General features: G+C 35.3%; 17 protein-coding genes. 12 read left to right on the forward strand and 5 right to left on the reverse strand.

Annotated elements, in window-relative coordinates:
* Window positions 1-6 precede the first annotated feature (6 nt).
* Entirely contained in the window at window positions 7-1,455 is a 1,449-nt protein-coding gene (locus PBT91_RS05485) for a hypothetical protein (RefSeq protein WP_270060777.1), read from the forward strand.
* Between the two features lie 61 nt (window positions 1,456-1,516).
* Entirely contained in the window at window positions 1,517-3,010 is a 1,494-nt protein-coding gene (locus PBT91_RS05490) for a calcineurin-like phosphoesterase family protein (protein WP_270060778.1), read from the forward strand.
* Between the two features lie 184 nt (window positions 3,011-3,194).
* Here the strand turns inward: PBT91_RS05490 and PBT91_RS05495 are convergent, their stop codons facing one another.
* Window positions 3,195-3,371: a hypothetical protein gene (locus PBT91_RS05495; RefSeq protein ID WP_270060779.1), complete on the reverse strand. Its 177-nt coding sequence runs from the start codon at window positions 3,369-3,371 to the stop codon at window positions 3,195-3,197.
* Window positions 3,372-4,009: 638 nt separating this feature from the next.
* On the opposite strand from PBT91_RS05495, the gene PBT91_RS05500 reads away from it, so the two are divergent.
* The 8 genes from PBT91_RS05500 (at window position 4,010) to PBT91_RS05535 (ending at window position 11,206) form a co-directional block, all read left to right on the forward strand.
* Window positions 4,010-4,303: a hypothetical protein gene (locus PBT91_RS05500; protein ID WP_270060780.1), complete on the forward strand. Its 294-nt coding sequence runs from the start codon at window positions 4,010-4,012 to the stop codon at window positions 4,301-4,303.
* A complete protein-coding gene (locus PBT91_RS05505) occupies window positions 4,303-4,605 on the forward strand; it encodes a hypothetical protein (RefSeq protein ID WP_270060781.1) in 303 nt (100 codons plus the stop codon). The genes PBT91_RS05500 and PBT91_RS05505 overlap by 1 nt, the downstream gene beginning before the upstream one ends.
* Complete coding sequence (locus tag PBT91_RS05510; protein WP_270060782.1) at window positions 4,592-6,994, forward strand: TraG family conjugative transposon ATPase; 2,403 nt, start codon at window positions 4,592-4,594, stop codon at window positions 6,992-6,994. Before PBT91_RS05505 ends, PBT91_RS05510 begins: the two co-directional genes overlap by 14 nt.
* 269 nt (window positions 6,995-7,263) lie before the next feature.
* Window positions 7,264-7,803 carry a conjugal transfer protein gene (locus PBT91_RS05515; protein ID WP_270060783.1) on the forward strand — a complete coding sequence of 180 codons (540 nt, stop codon included), beginning with the start codon at window positions 7,264-7,266 and terminating at the stop codon, window positions 7,801-7,803.
* Window positions 7,803-8,678: a hypothetical protein gene (locus tag PBT91_RS05520; RefSeq protein WP_270060784.1), complete on the forward strand. Its 876-nt coding sequence runs from the start codon at window positions 7,803-7,805 to the stop codon at window positions 8,676-8,678. The genes PBT91_RS05515 and PBT91_RS05520 overlap by 1 nt, the downstream gene beginning before the upstream one ends.
* Before the next feature lie 21 nt (window positions 8,679-8,699).
* Entirely contained in the window at window positions 8,700-9,332 is a 633-nt protein-coding gene (locus PBT91_RS05525) for a conjugal transfer protein TraK (RefSeq protein ID WP_270060785.1), read from the forward strand.
* 18 nt (window positions 9,333-9,350) lie between these two features.
* A complete protein-coding gene (gene traM, locus PBT91_RS05530) occupies window positions 9,351-10,328 on the forward strand; it encodes a conjugative transposon protein TraM (RefSeq protein ID WP_270060786.1) in 978 nt (325 codons plus the stop codon).
* 95 nt (window positions 10,329-10,423) lie between these two features.
* Window positions 10,424-11,206 carry a DUF4138 domain-containing protein gene (locus PBT91_RS05535; RefSeq protein WP_270060787.1) on the forward strand — a complete coding sequence of 261 codons (783 nt, stop codon included), beginning with the start codon at window positions 10,424-10,426 and terminating at the stop codon, window positions 11,204-11,206.
* A gap of 484 nt (window positions 11,207-11,690) precedes the next feature.
* Here PBT91_RS05535 and PBT91_RS05540 read toward each other — a convergent pair whose 3' ends face one another.
* The 4 genes from PBT91_RS05540 to PBT91_RS05555 all read right to left on the reverse strand — a co-directional run bounded on the left by PBT91_RS05540 (window position 11,691) and on the right by PBT91_RS05555 (window position 15,334).
* Window positions 11,691-12,866: a porin gene (locus PBT91_RS05540; protein WP_270060788.1), complete on the reverse strand. Its 1,176-nt coding sequence runs from the start codon at window positions 12,864-12,866 to the stop codon at window positions 11,691-11,693.
* Entirely contained in the window at window positions 12,866-13,312 is a 447-nt protein-coding gene (locus PBT91_RS05545; protein ID WP_270060789.1) for a PepSY-like domain-containing protein, read from the reverse strand. Before PBT91_RS05545 ends, PBT91_RS05540 begins: the two co-directional genes overlap by 1 nt.
* Window positions 13,313-13,379: 67 nt before the next feature.
* Window positions 13,380-14,666 carry a sensor histidine kinase gene (gene porY / locus PBT91_RS05550; protein WP_270060790.1) on the reverse strand — a complete coding sequence of 429 codons (1,287 nt, stop codon included), beginning with the start codon at window positions 14,664-14,666 and terminating at the stop codon, window positions 13,380-13,382.
* Window positions 14,663-15,334, reverse strand: a complete 672-nt coding sequence (locus PBT91_RS05555) for a response regulator transcription factor (protein WP_270060791.1) — start codon at window positions 15,332-15,334, stop codon at window positions 14,663-14,665. Before PBT91_RS05555 ends, porY begins: the two co-directional genes overlap by 4 nt.
* Window positions 15,335-16,355: 1,021 nt before the next feature.
* On the opposite strand from PBT91_RS05555, the gene PBT91_RS05560 reads away from it, so the two are divergent.
* Window positions 16,356-16,691, forward strand: a complete 336-nt coding sequence (locus PBT91_RS05560) for a single-stranded DNA-binding protein (protein ID WP_270060792.1) — start codon at window positions 16,356-16,358, stop codon at window positions 16,689-16,691.
* A 65-nt stretch (window positions 16,692-16,756) separates the two neighbouring features.
* Window positions 16,757-17,206, forward strand: a complete 450-nt coding sequence (locus PBT91_RS05565; protein WP_270060793.1) for a JAB domain-containing protein — start codon at window positions 16,757-16,759, stop codon at window positions 17,204-17,206.
* Window positions 17,207-17,502: the final 296 nt, after the last annotated feature.

Below are 17,502 nucleotides of genomic sequence, written 5' to 3' on the forward strand. Positions count from 1 at the left end.
AACTTTATGAAAACTAAAATTAATTTACTTTTACTTTTAATAGCCTGTACAGGATTTTTAAACTCTTGTAGCAGTGATGACGATGCTTTGCCACCAGAGCCTGCAGAAGTGGGAATGATGTCTTTCGGCTTTTATCAGGAAGATAATGATCAATTAGTTCAGGATTATATCCTGGAAAATGTATCAGGAAAATCAATCAGTTTCGCTCTGCCTGAACAGGTTGATGTAACAAACCTGGTAGCCAGATTTACAACCACCGAAAATGATATTGTGACCGTTGGAGGCGCTACACAAGTCAGTGGAGAGACTACAAATGATTATAGTGCAGCGGTAGAATATCTTCTTAGTGAGGAAAATACCAATGAAATATACACGGTGACTGTAACAAAAATGGCTAATGCGGTATGGTCTCAATTAGCCGCTTACGACCAAGAGGTGAGAGATATTGCCTTAAGTATCAACCCTACAAATGCTATGCCTTATATCGGGTTTATTTCGAATCCAGAGGAATATGAGGATAGAAGATTAAACCTTATTTTTTACCAGAATGATGTTTGGAGTCAAATAGGTGCAGCTGACTTTAATTCAGCAAGAGCAGCAGATCCTGATCTTGCTTTCTCAAATGAGGGTAATGCAATAGTATCTTTTGGAGATTATTCACTGGATCCATCTCAGGTTTCTTTAATGGAATATACAGAGAATTCCTGGAATTATGTAGGTCAACCTGGTATCTCCGAAGGAGAAAGAAGTTATAGAGAATCAGCATTAGTAACTGGGGAAGATGGCACTATTTATAACTTTTACATAGATAATGAGCGTCAACTAAAATTAAAAGCTTATGATGGGACTGCATGGAATACTATTGCCATTTCAGGAGTAAATTCTCCAAGTGTCGATCTTGATGTAGTATACGAAAATGGTGCTTTATACGTAGCAACAATAGACAGAACGACTCTTCAGAGTGTATCTGTATTCAAGTATGAAAACGGAAACTGGACGACACTGGCAGATCAAATGAAAGAAGCTCCTGAAAATGCTATAAGAACTTACAGAATAGCTATGGATGTGGATACTGAAGGAAATGTTTATTTAGCATATGCAGAAGATGATGCAGCTGCAGGAACAGATTATCAGGTTAAAGTGAAAAAGTATGCAGCAGCTAGTAATTCTTGGTCAATTTTAGGAGATGTTCTTCCAGATGCTTCTTACCGATCATTTGATATCGCTGTTGATGCTTATGATAACCCGATGGTTTTATATAGAAATGCATCTGATAATCCTACAACACTAGCATTTGATGATGAAGTGAACAACTGGGCTTCTCCAGTGGTATTATCAAATAATGAAGCTGATGATTTAGAATTGGAATATGCCGCAAATGGAATAGGATATGCTGCTTATACAGTAGGTAATCAACTTTATTTGCATAAATATGATTCTCCGGATAATCAGTAATTTAATTTAATGATATAAAAAGGCGGATTTTTTCCGCCTTTTATATTCTAGTATAATAGCCATGATTAAAAAACTATGCATTTTAATATTTTTCTTTGGATTTAGTGTTAATGCACTAATTTCTCAGGAATACCGCACTATAAGTGGAAAAGTATATCTCAAAGAGAATAATCATCTGCAAAATACAATGGCCAGGGGAATAGCTGGGATCTATTTATCCGATGGAGAACATATTTTTAAAACAGATAAATCCGGAAATTTTAATGCTAAAATACAATCAGAATCACCTTTTTTTGTCATAGTTCCCGGTGGCTATAAAATGGACAATACCTCATGGTATCGATCTATTCCAAAGGATGGGGAACAAATAAATTTCGAACTTCAGAAAGAAAGTCAAGATAAAAATTTTAATTTCCTAGCTATAGGAGATGTACAGGTAGGCTCCAGAGAAGAAATGAACATGGCTGATGTCAGCTTTTTTCGTGAAATAGCTAATAGGGATGACTATGATTTTGGATTGTATCTTGGAGATTTGGTGAATGATAATACAAAAATTTTTCATCCTCTATTACAATCCTTGAACAGCATTTCCAAACCATATAGAGTAGTCTATGGAAATCATGACTGGGAGCATGGTGCATCACATGATTTACAGGATAAACCTTTTGAGACTGATTTTGGTCCTAAAAATTATGCATTTGAAAGAGGTAATGTTCTTTTTATTACCTTAAATTCAATTTATCCGGTTGGGAAATATGGATATAAAGGGATTTACAAGGCTGAGACCATCTCTTTTGTTAAAGAGCTTCTTGGTAAGGTGCTTAAGAAAAATCAATTGATTATCATCAACCAGCACATCCCATTACGCTGGATGAAAAATAAAAATGAATTTTTGGATTTGCTTAATATAGACCATGAGGTTTTAGTGCTTAGCGGACATACCCATAGTATTAGTCGTTATTTTTATGAAAGAAATGGTAGATCAGATATTCAGGAAGTAGTATGTGGGGCTGTGTCCGGAAACTGGTGGACAGGTCAGAAAAATTGGGAAGCTCTTCCCTTAGCATTAATGAAGGATGGATCGCCAAGAGGTTATTTTAAGGTTTCAGTGTTTGATAACAATTATAAATTAAACTATAAAGCTGTAGGATTGGATCCCGGGAAGCAAATGAATTTCTGGTTTGGATCTTTAAATAATAGGTTCGTCGCAAACACTATAGATTCTATTAGCAATAAATTTATACTAAACTTTTTTGCTGGCTCCGAAAAAACTGAAATTAAAGTGTATTCTGGAAATCATCATATAGGTAACATGGAAAAGCATAGAATGGTAGATCCTTATATAGCTCGTATAAAGAGATTTCAGGATGAAAATATTTATCCTAATGAACTGAGTAAAAAATCTCCATATTTGAGTACACCTTCTTCTCACATTTGGACTATGGATATGAAGAATCTTAAATCTGAAGAATTTAATTCATTGAGAATCGAAATTAACGATCCATTCATAGAATCATTTAATTATTCTGTTAATTTTTGGAATAGCAGGATGTAATTTTGAATCATTATTACTTTATTATTTCAACGAATAAATCTGGCTTTGGAACTTCTGTGCTTAGTTTATCTCGTTTCATTCCTGCTGATAAACTTATAATATCTCCTCTATTACTTTCAAAAATGAGCATAGGATATCCTAATGTTGAAATGCTGGATAATGTTTTGGTTTGCTAGTTGGAAATTTAGGCTACCTTCTCATGTGCTGATTCTTCATTTGGAAACCATTCCGGATTATTGTTGCTTCCGTAAATCACTTTGCCATTTCGACTTAGACTGGGAAGGAAATACGGCTCTTTAAATGAGGCCAATAGCTTGAAATGATCAGAAGAATAAACTGCGTTTTCGGAAATATTAATCATAACATTTCCTTGTGGGGGTATAATTTTAGTATCAGACCAGGCGGAAGCAGAAGAATAATTAATTTGTTCCGTTGTTTCATGAATTAATCATTTTCGCTTATAGTATATAGATTACTACTACGCATTACGATAAAAATTGTCTTGTTCATTCTCAATATCATCTTTTTTCACAATCTAAAGTTCTTAAACCTAAAAGGATGAATAGAAGTCCTATTGATTTGTTTCTCATAAATATAGGTTCATTTTGTTGAACAATTATTGAGCTAAAAATATCAAATATTTTAATGATGTTATGAAAAATTTTACCTCTAAAAGTTAAAATTTATGAAAGCGATAAAGAATATTTTTTGGTAAATAAATGATTTATTTTTAATGACTAATCGAAGTTTTTTTAGCGCTAGAAAAAGCCTATTCGACGTTTTATGATTGGATTACAATTCTTTGATTTTTAGTTATTAACAAAATTTTCGTTTGGGGAGCTATAATTTGTATTCGATTGCCATTATTTCTTGTCAAATACCATCAAAAATTATGTTATTCACAGATTAATAAAGTGTCATGATTTGAGTACTTGGTTTTGGTAGCTTAAGATCAGTAAATCATTTATGAATTATTGTTTCACCTAAAACCTTGTACTCATGAAAAAATTACTATCCTTTAGCACTATTATTTTTAGCCTGCTTTTTACATCCTCGGCTTCTGCCCAAATTGGAGGTATCGAAGATTCTGTTGCAGAAATTTCAGATACGATCCGAGCAATCTTTCCCATTCTTCTCGGGGTTATCTTCCTGGTAGGTTTTCTATTCAACGCAGGACACTTCTTTGGGGAAAATGCTGATCTCAAAAAAGGAATCAGTCGGGTGCTGGTCTTCGTACTGATTACGGGTGCCGTAGTGGGCATCTTTACGTATCTGATCAGTATGGCGGTATAATGAAAAAATTTATACCATACCGTGATATCCGAAAGGAGGCACTCATCTTTGGACTTCCCGTCTACCTATTTGCCGTGCAAATGATCGCCGTCATCATTGGCTTACTGATCATTATTTTTGCTTTCGGTTGGATGACACTGATTATCGGGTGCAGCAGCAATATCCTGCTGTACCTGATTTTAATGAATCTCAAGAAACTCATGGCCAACCTGCAGTTTTTTCACGTATTTCCTAAGCACTTGAGTACTAAACAAATCACGGTGTTTCATCAAAAACTTATCGAACCCTATGAATCTCTATAAATATCCCCCTATCGCTGATGTGCAGAACAATTCTGTATTTTTTGCCAATGGTAATTTTTGTCTGGCTTATCGGGTGCATTTGCCAGAGGTTTATTCGCTGTCTGAAACTGATTTTGATCAGTTACACTCTAGTTGGTTTCAGACGATTAAAAGTCTTCCGGTAGGAACTTATATTCATAAACAGGATGTGTTTTTGAAAAAAGCTTATCAGGCAAATGATCTCCCAATGAAAAGTTTTTTGCAACAGGCAACCCATGATTATTTTAAAGGACGGGAACATCTGGATCATCAATGTTTGCTTTTTTTTAGTCTGCCGAAAAACAATAAACTGGCCGGTTCCAAATATCGAAATCCTTTTGCTGCACTGTCTAAAGCTAAAGTAGACCAATCCAATCAGGAATGGAAACATTTTGAACGCCATGTCCTCGATGTCGTAGCCTATTTGAATCAATCGGGAAAATTAAAAGTAGAACGAATGATTGCTCAGGAAATAAGAGGCTTTAGTAAAGATTTTTGGAACGGCTTTGTCGCCGATTATGATACTGATATCCAAATCAGCTCTAATGCACTTCAATTAGGAAATCAGTACTTTCAATCACTGGTATTCCAGCATGAATCCTGCTTTCAGGATGAGCTTAAAAGTTCTCGTCCACATGCGACATTTACGGCTGATGATTTTAATTTTTATCAGGGGTTTATAGATGGCTTTGGATTACAGCTTTATGAGCACCATATGGTTAATCAATTGCTGATTATTGAAGATACTAAAAAATGGCAACGGGCATTGGAGAAGCGCATAGAATCTTTAAAGAAGAGTGCTAATTTTAGCTCCCAGAATGTGATTACCTGTGAGAAACTGGAAGCCGTGCTCGATACTATTGTGCGCGATGAGCAATCTCGATTGATACGTGGTCAGTTGAATGTTGTTTTCTGGCATGAGCATAAAGAGTATCTTAAGGAAATAACCGGGAAACTAATGGCGGAATGTAAACAGTTGGATATTCGTCCTTATCTGCCCTCAGGTCAGGCGCTTCCACATTTCGTATTGAATAGTTATTTTGGTTTTACCTCTAACTTCGGAATGTCTGATACCTATGTTACAGATTTGAAACATGCCCTCTGTCTCTGGCTTCACACCGGAAATTATGAGTCCGATGCCACCGGCATCATTTTTAATGATCGGCAGTACAACCTCCCGGTTAAAAAGGATGTTTGGGATGAGGCTAAAAAACGAATTAAAGCTCGAAATTTTGCAATTTTTGCACCAACTGGAGAGGGGAAATCTTTCTTGGCGAATAATATTCTTCGCCAGTATTTTGAAGAACGTATCCGGCTGGTGATTATTGATCTGGGAGGTTCCTATTCAAAATTTGCCCAATTATATCCGGAGGAGCATCTGATCTTACGTTATGAGCCCGGAAAATCTCTCGGAATAAATCCTTTTTATTGTGATGATGGGCATCCTTCCCCAGAACTATTGGAAGAACTAAGTTTATTCCTACTGGAACTAACGGCTTTTGATACCAATTCTAAAGCGCAAAGTGTAACGCTGAAAAACTGGCTAAGAAGCTATTATAAGAATAAGACCGCTCCCTATAATATGCACAGTTTTTATCACTTTCTGATGCAAATGGGAGAGAAGAATGTTACTGATGAAATGACTACATCAGCTAATAAAGATACTTTTCTTGATCGTAAACGATTTTTGCATATTCTCTCGGAGTATGTCGGGGATGGAATTTATAGTTATTTGTTCGAGCCGGGAATCAAGGAGTATCGATTGGAAGATAAACGCCTGATCATTTTTGAACTCGATGAGGTGAGAGATAACAAAGAGATTCTGGCAGTCATGCTAAAGCTTATTAAAACCGCAGTGCAGCGTTCGATATGGAGCAAGCGGGAAGAAAAAGGGATTATACTGTTTGATGAGTTTGCTAAACAATTAAAGTTTCCAAATGTACTGGAAAGTGTAGAGTTCTATTATCAGGCTATACGTAAACAAAATGGCGCCATTGGTATCATTTTACAGTCTATAAATCAGCTTCCTCATAATAGTACAGCGGCTAGTATTCTAGAGAATACACAGGTGATTTACAGCTTACGTAATGAGAAAGGATATGAGGAATTGGTATCCCGATTGAAATTATCATCGCATGACCATAACCAGCTAAAATCGATTACCAATAAGCTAAGCGGAAAGCAAAAATATACGGAAGTATTTATCAAAATAGGAAGACAAAGTAATGTCTATCGATTAGAAGTGCCTCCCGAGGCTTATGCCGCCTACCTGACCGATGGGAAAGAGAATGAAGAAATCTTAAGACAGTTTCGTAAGTTAGGAAATATGGAACAGGCCATCCTTGAGTTTTTATCAAAGCCTTCATCTTAATTAGATCATCTACATCACATTACTCGCTTCATAACATCCCTTTTTGGGTTTGATGACGAACTCTACGTCTTTTTTGTATAACCTGTTTCTTGTGTTATGAACCTTTTAAAACCTTATTTGTCATGACTTTATTTTTCAAAAATAGAATAAACCCTCACCCTAAGGATATGCACATTTTTAGCAGTGCTGGTCGATCAATTCATTGGATAACTTCATCGGAATGCAGATCTCGTTTCCAATCGATGTTTGCCACTGTTATGATAGTCCTTATGCTTTTGATTTCAAATAAGGCTTCTTCTCAGGGAATGCCTGTTTATGATAACACAAATTTCCTTAGCCTGGCCAAACAATTAATCGAATCGGCTAAGCAAACTTCAAATCTTTTAAAAACGGTAGAATTTTTAAAGAAGCAAAAGGAAAATATTGAAAAAGTCAGTCGGGTAGTGCAGCAGCTTCAGGCGGTTCGTGAGCTCACCAATAATCATCAACGATTGTATGAAACCATACGAACTGATGTTAGGGAGCTTATTGATTCTCCTTTTATGCATCCCAATGAGGCTCGTCGTATCTCGGACCATTTTGAGGCCATGATTGAACTCTCCTTGAAAGATCTGGATTTTATTGATCAGGTACTCTCCAGTAATGTATTTAAAATGAGCGATAATGATCGCACGCAATTACTGCAAAAGAAGGAGCAAAAATCCCGGGAAGTACTTGCTCAGGCTAAACAGCAATTACGACGCTACCGAAATATTATCGCTTTTAGGGAGCTTCAGGATATAGTGAATACCCGAGTTCCCAAGAATTAATGATTGCAAATCTTTTGCCTTTTGTTCAACATTATAATCTGCTTCCCATTATGAATTTAGGTCTGGAGTATATCGATAGCATTTTTCAAATTCTTAAAGAAACCAATCTGATTAGCTATACCCTTACAGGTATGAAAACACTGGCAGTGCTCTTATTTCTGGTCAACCTTCTCAAAAAATATCAGGAAGGTGCAGCTAAACAGGAGGGAACCACCTGGGGATTGCAACCTACGGATTTAATAAGGAATTTTGGGGTTGTAATCCTGGTTTTTATAGCGCCTCAGATCCTTAGTTTATTGGACGGGGTGCTCGTGAGTATAGAAACAGAATTTTTGGAGACCACTCCGGCACTGGTGCCGATGCAATTGCAGGAAGTCGAAATGGAGGAAGAGATCGGCGCCTTCGATGCCATGACTAAAGCCATGACCGCAATTTATGAAGCTTTAATGAGTCCGTTTTATGCACTGCAGGTGCTGTCCTTTATTTCTGGGGTGTTTCTATGGATATTAGATCTTTTTATTTATCCGCTTTTCTTGGCAGAACGCTTTTTCATTCTTGGGCTGCTTCAGGTCTTTTTTCCACTGATTATTAGTCTGTGCGTATTTGAAAAATTCCGAGGAATGGCGTATACATTTTTCCGTTTATATATCGCAGTCTATATGCTAGTGCCTGCATTTTTCTTAGTCAATATTTTTATTAATACCCTGTATGTCGCTATCAATCAGGATTTCTTTGAATACCTGCTGGGAACCGTTCCTGATAATGTGATCATAAAAAGACTCATCGAAGCAGCATCAGTTGCCTTTATTGTTTTGCTCAAATTTAAACTCTATAAAAGAGCAACCTCTTTTACCATGCGCTTATTTACAGACTGATAACTTTTTAATTCTATTGTAATGAACTATACAAAAAAATCTCCGTATCAAAATATTTACTCCGTATTGCGTATCAATCGACTGGTTAGTATTTGTGTAAGTATTGGCGCATTTACGGCTTGCATCCTTTCCGGATTTTTGGTTTATAAAATGCACCAGGAAGCACTGCATAATGCCTTTGCAATTACTGAAAGTGGACAGGTAATTCCCTTGCTGTGGCAAGAACGAAGCGAGCAGTTGGAAATTGAAGCTAAAGCACATCTAGAGCGCTTTCATTATGCTTTTTATGGTCTGACTCCAGATACCTATGAGGATCAACTGGAAAAAGCATTATGGCTCGGAAATTCTTCAGTAGATGAAGTCTATAGACAGAAAAAAGCCGATGGTGTTTACAATCGCATCCTGCAATATGCACTGGTACAAAAGGTGGATAGTATAAAATCTACTTTGGATTCCCAGCAGGCTCCATATCCGTTCCGTACTCAGGTATTTTTTAGTATTCACCGTGGAAATGTCAAAGAGCACTATTTGCTTACGACCTCTGGTAAATTGTTGCCGGTAAAACGAAGTTTTCCCAGGAACCCTCATGGCCTTATGATTACAGAATTCTACGAAAACCGATTACAGAAAAGAACGAATACTGAAAATAAATAAACCTATAAATCCTATGCCATGATAAAACTTGATAAAAAGACCATTGTTTTTGGATCGGTACTGCTTTGTATTTTATTATTTACTCTCGCCTACACGGTGTTGGTCTGGACAGAGGATACCGAAGAGCAAACTAGAGATAATGTACCAAAAAATCCAAATATACCGGCGCTAAAAGATCCGCAGAACGACTTTAATTCCAGAAGAGAAGCTGTGGATCAACTTAAAGAAAAGAAACCTTCCACTGTGCCCAGTCTATATGACGAGATTGAAGAGACTCCGGATTCTTTGCCTTATGAATCTGACAATAATGAGCAGCAGCAGAAAGATCAGGTTAACTCAATAGAAGAAAAGCAAAAGCAGCCGGGTTGGACTATGGATTCCTGGAGTTTTCAGGAGCAAGAGGATACGTTGAGTGCAGCTGAAATTCCTTCGACAGCAGCGGATAATGTTTCCTCGGAAAAAAGATTTAATAATGATGCTGATTCTAATGCCATAACAAAATCATGGCAACAGGAGATCAGGCTTCGTCAGGAAGCTTTGTTTAGCTATAATCATGTGAATACCACTATCGCAAAGAATACCATGATTTCACCTATACCTGTAGCGGTTTCCAAAACGCAGAAGGTACAATCCAATTCAAGAGTAGAGCTTTACCTGCTCCGGGAAATTCAATTTAAAGGAAAAGTATATCCTGCATTCACTCCAATTTATGGGTTTGTGAGTTTTGGTCCAAACCGGGTTTTCCTAAAAATAACAAATATAATGGCAGATCCCGTAAGCTTAAGCGCTTATGATCTGCAAGATGGTAATGAAGGGATTTATGTAGTAAATAACTTTCGAGCTGAAGCTTCTCGCGAAATATTAGATGATGTTATTCAAGATATTAATATCCCCTCCGTACCTCAGGTGGGGGGACTGAAAAATCTTTTCCGTAAGCATAATCGCAATATTAAAGTGACCATCGCAAATCATTATCGACTGCTTTTAAAACCCTAACCTTCAAATTTAAAATTATGAAATTCATTTATTCTTTTTTTTATTCGTCTTTTTATCTGCGTCATTATGGTCGTTTCTGTTTCTTACTTCTTTTGATGACAGCACCATACCTTGGTACTGCTCAAATGAAAAGTATAGATACCCTATACGCCAATGAGCAGATGCAGGTAGCACTATTTTTTCCAAAACCTATACAACAAGCTATTACTGGCGCTTCGCAAATGAACTTTACCTATAATAAAGACTATCCTCAGCGCTTTGGGGTTTTAAAAGCTACTCCCGGAAAATCAAGTAATCTACTGGTGATTGATCAGGATCAAAATGTCTATTCCTTTTTGCTAAAATATCAGTCGCAACTCTCGACCCTGAACTACTTTTTTACACCCGAAGATGCTATTTTTAAGCTAAAGGATACATTGATTCCAAAAAGTTCATCAAGCAATTTGCAAATAGCATCTTCTGATTCTTTGAGCGCATTTAAGAATTTTGCCTGCTATCTCCTGGATCGTGATCTAAAAGTGATGAAAAGAATGCATAAAGATGGGATTCAAATGAAATTGTTTGCCGTTCAATATTTTAATGAGAAAGCTTTTATGAAAATAAATTTGAGCAATAGATCTAAGGTTAGTTTTAGACCTGGAGAAATTACAATTTCAATCGAAACCAGAAAACAGGCTAAACGAAAATCTATGCAGCGCCAGCTTTTGCCAATCAATTACAAGCTTCAGGTTCCTGAAATTATGTATAAAGGAGATGAATTTAATTTCATTCTTATGGTTCCAAAATTTACTATACCTAAAAATTGGCAACTTAGTATTGAAATAAAAGAAAACGGTGGACGAAGGAATATTCAGCTAGTAAAGAAAAAGGTTTTATAGCCTTATCTTCTGGTTTTCATTACATTCATATGAGCATCGGTGCAAGGCTCGACTCGTTTTTAAAACTCAAAGCAGTACTAACGAAAGCCTATATATCTATTTTAATAAACTTGGTCTTTGATGATTATAATTCTTATAAAAATAAAAAAAGCTCTAAAGCGGTTTAAAATCATTACTTTTTTTGAATTAGAGTCTTGGGCAAAAACTAAAGGTGTTAGAATTTGAATATTAATTTTCAATTTCCCGTTTCTGAGTTATTAATTGTTGGCGATACAAATCAGTCTTTGTGGTTCGTATTTTTAGAGTTCCTAAAATCAAAGTTGATATTTTATTGATACTAAAAACGACTCTAGAGATATTTAGTCTGAAAAAAGAAAATTCCTACAATGATCAATAATCATTGGTAGGAATTTTCAGTAAATCATTTTAATTGATTTGTTTTTTTACAACATTTTGAAGATTTAATGGGATACCATTTGTTGATTTAAAATTTGACCTGCGCTTGTAATCGCATTAGGTTGCCTGCTTGATGATTGATAGGGTTTTGGAAATCTTCATATCTCCTATCAGATATTGTATATTCAGCTAAAAATTCGAAGTGGGGTAAAGGATGCCATTCGATACCAATTTCGGTTTCTTTCACCTTAAAGCTTCTGGCATCTAATTGATGCTTTTTTCCTCCATTATAATATTGGAAGCGAACGAATGGATAAAATTTTTGATGCCATTTTTCTAAAAAGTATGAAAAAGTAGCATAGCCACCATGCAGTCTCTTGACTTGAATGGTATTGGTTGAATTATCAAACTCTGGTCCTCGACCGATGTTATACTCAGCTTGAATACCGAAGGGGTGAGGGAAAAGGATAAATGATAATGCTGCTCTTTCATCAATATAACCTTTTGGATTTACCGCAATTTCTGGACTATGTTTCATAATCACATATTTGCCGGTATAAGCTTGAATACCTGGTTCTATAACTTGATCTCCTATTTGTATTGGATAGGAAAATCGGGATACAATATGAAAATTATCATTTTCATCATAGTGATTTGCAGTTTGTCCATTATAAAACCCTAAAGCGAAAAGGCCAAAATCACCACCGCTTAACCCCGCCTTTCTTAAATGGCTGATAAGCGTTCTTTTTTCCTCAGTCGCCCAATAAAAGAAGACTCCTAAATCACGTTCGTCTTTTACACCACTATTAAAAGCATCGTTCCTATCTAGTGGAAGTCTATTGCTGCTGGATTGTATATCCTCATAGCCATATGGCACTTTACTTTGACCTATGCGGATACGAAATTCATTTTTTTTATCGAGACCGACATCAATATAGGCATCTTTGAGTTTTCCTACATGATGATCCTCTTCAATAGATTTAGCGAAATCAGGCTGAAAGTAAACAAATATACGTGGCGTAATTTGTCCTTTAATTTTAAATCGAACGCGCCTAAGGGAAAGTCCTCCGCCATCATCTCCCCAATGTTCATCGCATTGCTGGCAGCCTAAATCCGGATTACTCTGTAATAAATTGTTATATCGAACCTGCATATATCCACCGATGTGAATTTTATCATACCATTTTTTCGTATTACCTGATTTTTGTGCTAGTAGTGATACATTCACCACTAGCACAAGAATAAATGAAAGAACTAAGCGCATTAATCTGCTTTTTTACTAATGATACTTCCTTTATCATCAATAGTAATCTCCCAGTCTTCTTTAAATAAAGCTTCAAGATCTAAATGGTAGTAAATTTTTCCATTATCATTTACTTTTTCTAAATCATCTATAGAATATCCATTAAATTCGGATTTTATCTTTTCAATTACCGAATTGGGCAAATCTTTTTCGGCAATATCTTCTTTATGTTTTACTAACTTTCCTTGTTTGTTATAACTTAATTCATGGTCGTTGTCCCTGTCTAATTCAAATTCGACGTTATATTGATTGGCTTCTAATTTCCATTCTACATCCCTTGCTGCCGGAAAGGATTTGTTGAACTCATTCACAATAACCGAAGGAACCTTGTTTTGTGCAATTTCCTGGGCTTGTAGGCTCGAAACCATTGTTAAAGCTGCACCTAAAATTAAAATTTGCTTTTTCATCTTGTTTATTTTTTAAATTACAAGACAAATGAAGTACCCGAATTTGGAAAGACTTGGGAACTTTCCTCTATTTTCTTGGAAATTCCAGTTTGAAACAGTGTAAAGTTTTGTTAAAGGAATAAGATACATTAATACCATATACCTTTGAAATAGCTTTTACGATTGCAAGACCTAAGCCTGTCCCATTGGATGAATTTTGTGGCTTATAAAATCGTGTAAATATTAATTCTTTAGTTAGTTTTTGATGATTACCAGTATTACATATTTCGACTTGTTCATTATTAATTTTAATAGACACGATTCCATGTGAAATATTATGAAATATGGCATTTCGAATTAAATTTGAGATAAGGACATTTGCAAGAGCAATATCCATGAAAACCAGTAAATCTGTAGTTTCTTCTATAGTGATATTAATGTTTTTGAAAGCTGCAAACTCTCCTAAATTTTGTACGTTTTTCTTTACAATTTCATTTATTAATATGGTCTGCTTCTCCAGAAACTGTTTATTTTCGATTTTTGTAAGCAGTAACAGGGATTTGTTTAAACGAACCAAACGCTCTATAATGTCCATCACTTCTGCAATACTTTGCGCTTGCTCATGTTGAAGGTTTCCTTTTTCTATAAGCAGTTCCAGTTTGTTCCTCGATATAGCCAAAGGGGTTTGTAGTTCGTGAGATGCATTGCCAATAAATTGTTTTTGCTGTTCGTAGGTGTCAGTAGTATGTTGAAGTAATGCATTGACAGCTTGTTGTAAATCTAAAAATTCTTTGGTTTTTGTGTTTGTATGAGGAAGAGTTTTTCCGGCTCCAAGCCGGAAGTCTTTAAGTTGGCCTAGCAAATGATAAAAAGGTTTCCAGAGTTTTTTGAGAATAATATTATTGATAATGATGATTCCAATGATCAAACTAACATACAACCAGATAATATCAAATAGTAATTCTTCAATTAGATCATCTTCCTCAACCATAGAATTGGCGACCTTCAACTCATAATATTGTCCATTCATTTTGAAGGAAGTAATCAACATTCTCACGGGTTCGGCTTCGGGTTCTTGATCGTCTGCATCCTGCATGTAAAGAATAGTATCATAAAATTTATCCTTAAAAGGAAGGGCTTGTTTCTTTGATATTTTTTTGATCGTAAAAAAACTTTCATCAAAATATTTCTTGGTTAAAATAGTAGCATCTTCCTGAGCATTTTCGATAATTAGGCGTTTATAGTTTTCAAGACCTTCGTCTATACTGCTTTTTATTTCTTTAAGCATATTGAAATAGAAAATAACCGCCCATATTGTAATAATTGCTAAAATGGAAACCGATAAATAGGTTAAGGACTGATTAAGTAGTTTCATAGTTCTACCAATTTATACCCAATGCCGTAAATAGATTCAATCGTTATATCAGCCGACTGAATCTTTTTTCGCAAGTTTTTTATCTGATAATAGACAAAATCAAAATTGTCTGCATTATCAGCATGGTCTCCCCAAACGTGCTCGGCCAATGCAGATTTGGTAACCAATCTGTTTTTGTTCAACATAAAATAACTTAAAATATCGAATTCTTTTCGGTTTAGGCTAATTGATTCACCATTAACCAAGAATAGTCTTTTATCGAAGTCTAATTCGGTGTTGGCGATAGAAAGTGTACTCCCTCCGTTTAATTCTTTTCTTCGCAACACGGCTTTAATTCTCGCATTGAGTTCCGCTAAATGAAAAGGTTTTGTTAGATAATCATCAGCGCCCAATTCTAAGCCCGTAAGCTTATCATCAAGCGAATCTCTGGCAGATATAATTATTACGTTTTCACTTTTTCCTTCTTTTTTTAATCGGTTGAGAAGGTCTAATCCATTGCCTTTAGGCAACATGATATCTAATAAAATACACTCATAATTATAGATTAAAACTTTTTCAATAGCCTGATCGTAATCGGAGGCAGTCTCTACCAAAAAATTTTCCTTCTTTAGTGACTGTTCGATACTTTTTAGCAGTTGTTGCTCGTCTTCAATGATTAATATTTTCACGGTTTGAAATTGTCTAAAGATTCTGGAAAGAAATGGGAATATTCACTTTTACAATTATTTTATTATACTTAAAATGTTACTATAGTATAATCTGCTATTTTATATTATTATCATTCAAAGTTGATCTTTTTAATTTAAATTAAGAGTGGTGGCAGGCGATATTTATACTTCTTTAAATTTTAAACTTTTCCATCTTCTCCTTGTTTAAAGATTTTCAAAATTACCAACCTGATTGATAAAATCAGAATTTGACTGAATTTTAATTTCAAGTTGGATTCCGAACTGCACTTTATATCAACTTCAATATAAATAATATTGAAAATTTAGATCTTAATTCTATTTCCATACCGAGTATAAAAATGATGTTGATGGCTGTTTTTATAAAGCTGTAAAAGTAATTTCTTTAATATTAATATGAATCTTGTTGTTAGACGCATTAAGGATAAGATAGTGCTTCATTAGCTTTTCGAGGCCAAATTTTGAGCTAATATTTGATCAATGAATTAGCATCCCGCCCATTAATTATTTACGCCATACTTAAATCTCTTGATTTTCTATTCAATTTCGAATGTCTGTTAGACCGTAAGAGATATTAAATAAAATATGGTTTCGATTTAAATTTCTGCATTTCCCTGGCTTCCGGTTGTTTTTCGATTTCAGTGTAGTTATTTCCTTCCCGACCGTGGCTGTTCTCTCCCTTTTTTACTATGCAAAATACCAGCATTTAGAAGTTAGTCCACATTGCATAAGCCAGTCATGCTTCCTTTTTATAAATGCTCCCTAATTCTAAATGCTGAAAATGTATCGGCATCAAAAAAGGGAACAGCTCACGGCACTATAGGAAGTAAATCAAAATAATACACTTATGAAATCATCTCTAAACAACATACTCGGAAGCCAGGGAAAAAATCAAAAAAAAGAAAACGCTTCGGATATAAAAAGTAAATCAGGCTTTTCAAATGGTTTCTGTAATAAAAGTACAAGGAATGTAATCAATGTTTAATCTATAAATTTTTTAATTATGAGTACACTAAAAAACAAAGTTCAGTTAATCGGAAATGTGGGAAATACTCCCGAAATCAAAATTCTTGATACCAGTAAAAAAGTAGCACGCTTTAGTCTGGCTACTAATGATTATTACCGCAATCAAAAGGGAGAATCGCTAAAGGATACGCAATGGCACAACCTTGTAGCCTGGAATAAAAAAGCGGAACTAATCGAAAATTACGTGCCTAAGGGAAAAGAAATTGCTATTGAAGGAAAACTGATTTCCAGATCCTATGAGGATAAAGAAGGCAATACCAAGTATATCACCGAAATACTGGTGCATGAGATCCAACTTCTAGGAAGTAAATAAATGAAAAATAGGGGGGAACCCTAACCAAAAATTCACCCCTTTAAAAAACTTAAATAATATTTATTATGACTACTAAGATAAATGAAATAAAACTATGCTACAAAGATCGGGTCAGCATGTCCAAATGTCCAAAAATTTCCTGCTCTAAAGATGCGGCTAATATCTATTATCAAAATTGGGATAAAAACGAAATTCAGTTGCAGGAATCTTTTAAAGTGATGCTACTGAATAATTCTAATATCGTAAAAGGAATTTGCCAGATTTCCTCGGGTGGACTCACGGCTACTTTAGTGGATATGCGTATCTTATTTGCACTGATCTTAAAAAGTCTTTCGACTGCTATCATCGTTTGCCATAATCATCCCTCAGGAAAGTTACAAGCGAGTGAAGTCGATAAACGACTTACCAGTAAAATAAAAAAGGCTTGTGAACTTTTAGATATTAAACTCCTTGATCATTTGATTATAACCAGTGAAGGGAACTATCTGAGTTTTGCGGATGAAGGCATGCTTTGATTTTTAATGCACAAATATAAAGGGGCTTTTTTAGCTCCTTTTTTTTGTGTATATTTAAGTAGACTTTTAATCAGATCTTCACTGCTGATTTTTGAAATATAACTGCTTTTAGACTTTCCGGCAGTCATGGTTTAACCTCCGAACAGGAGGCTGCTTTTTAATGAATCGTACATAATTCAAAGGCCTGATCCAGGATCAGGTTGACCGAATTTTTCAGCCATACGCTGGAAAAAAGGAAAAGCAAGAGGGTAACACGCTACGCGGTGTTATAGCTCCTTTTGTTTAATTGAAGCCAG

It is taken from the genome of Zunongwangia sp. HGR-M22, assembly GCF_027594425.1.
GTDB lineage: Bacteria > Bacteroidota > Bacteroidia > Flavobacteriales > Flavobacteriaceae > Zunongwangia.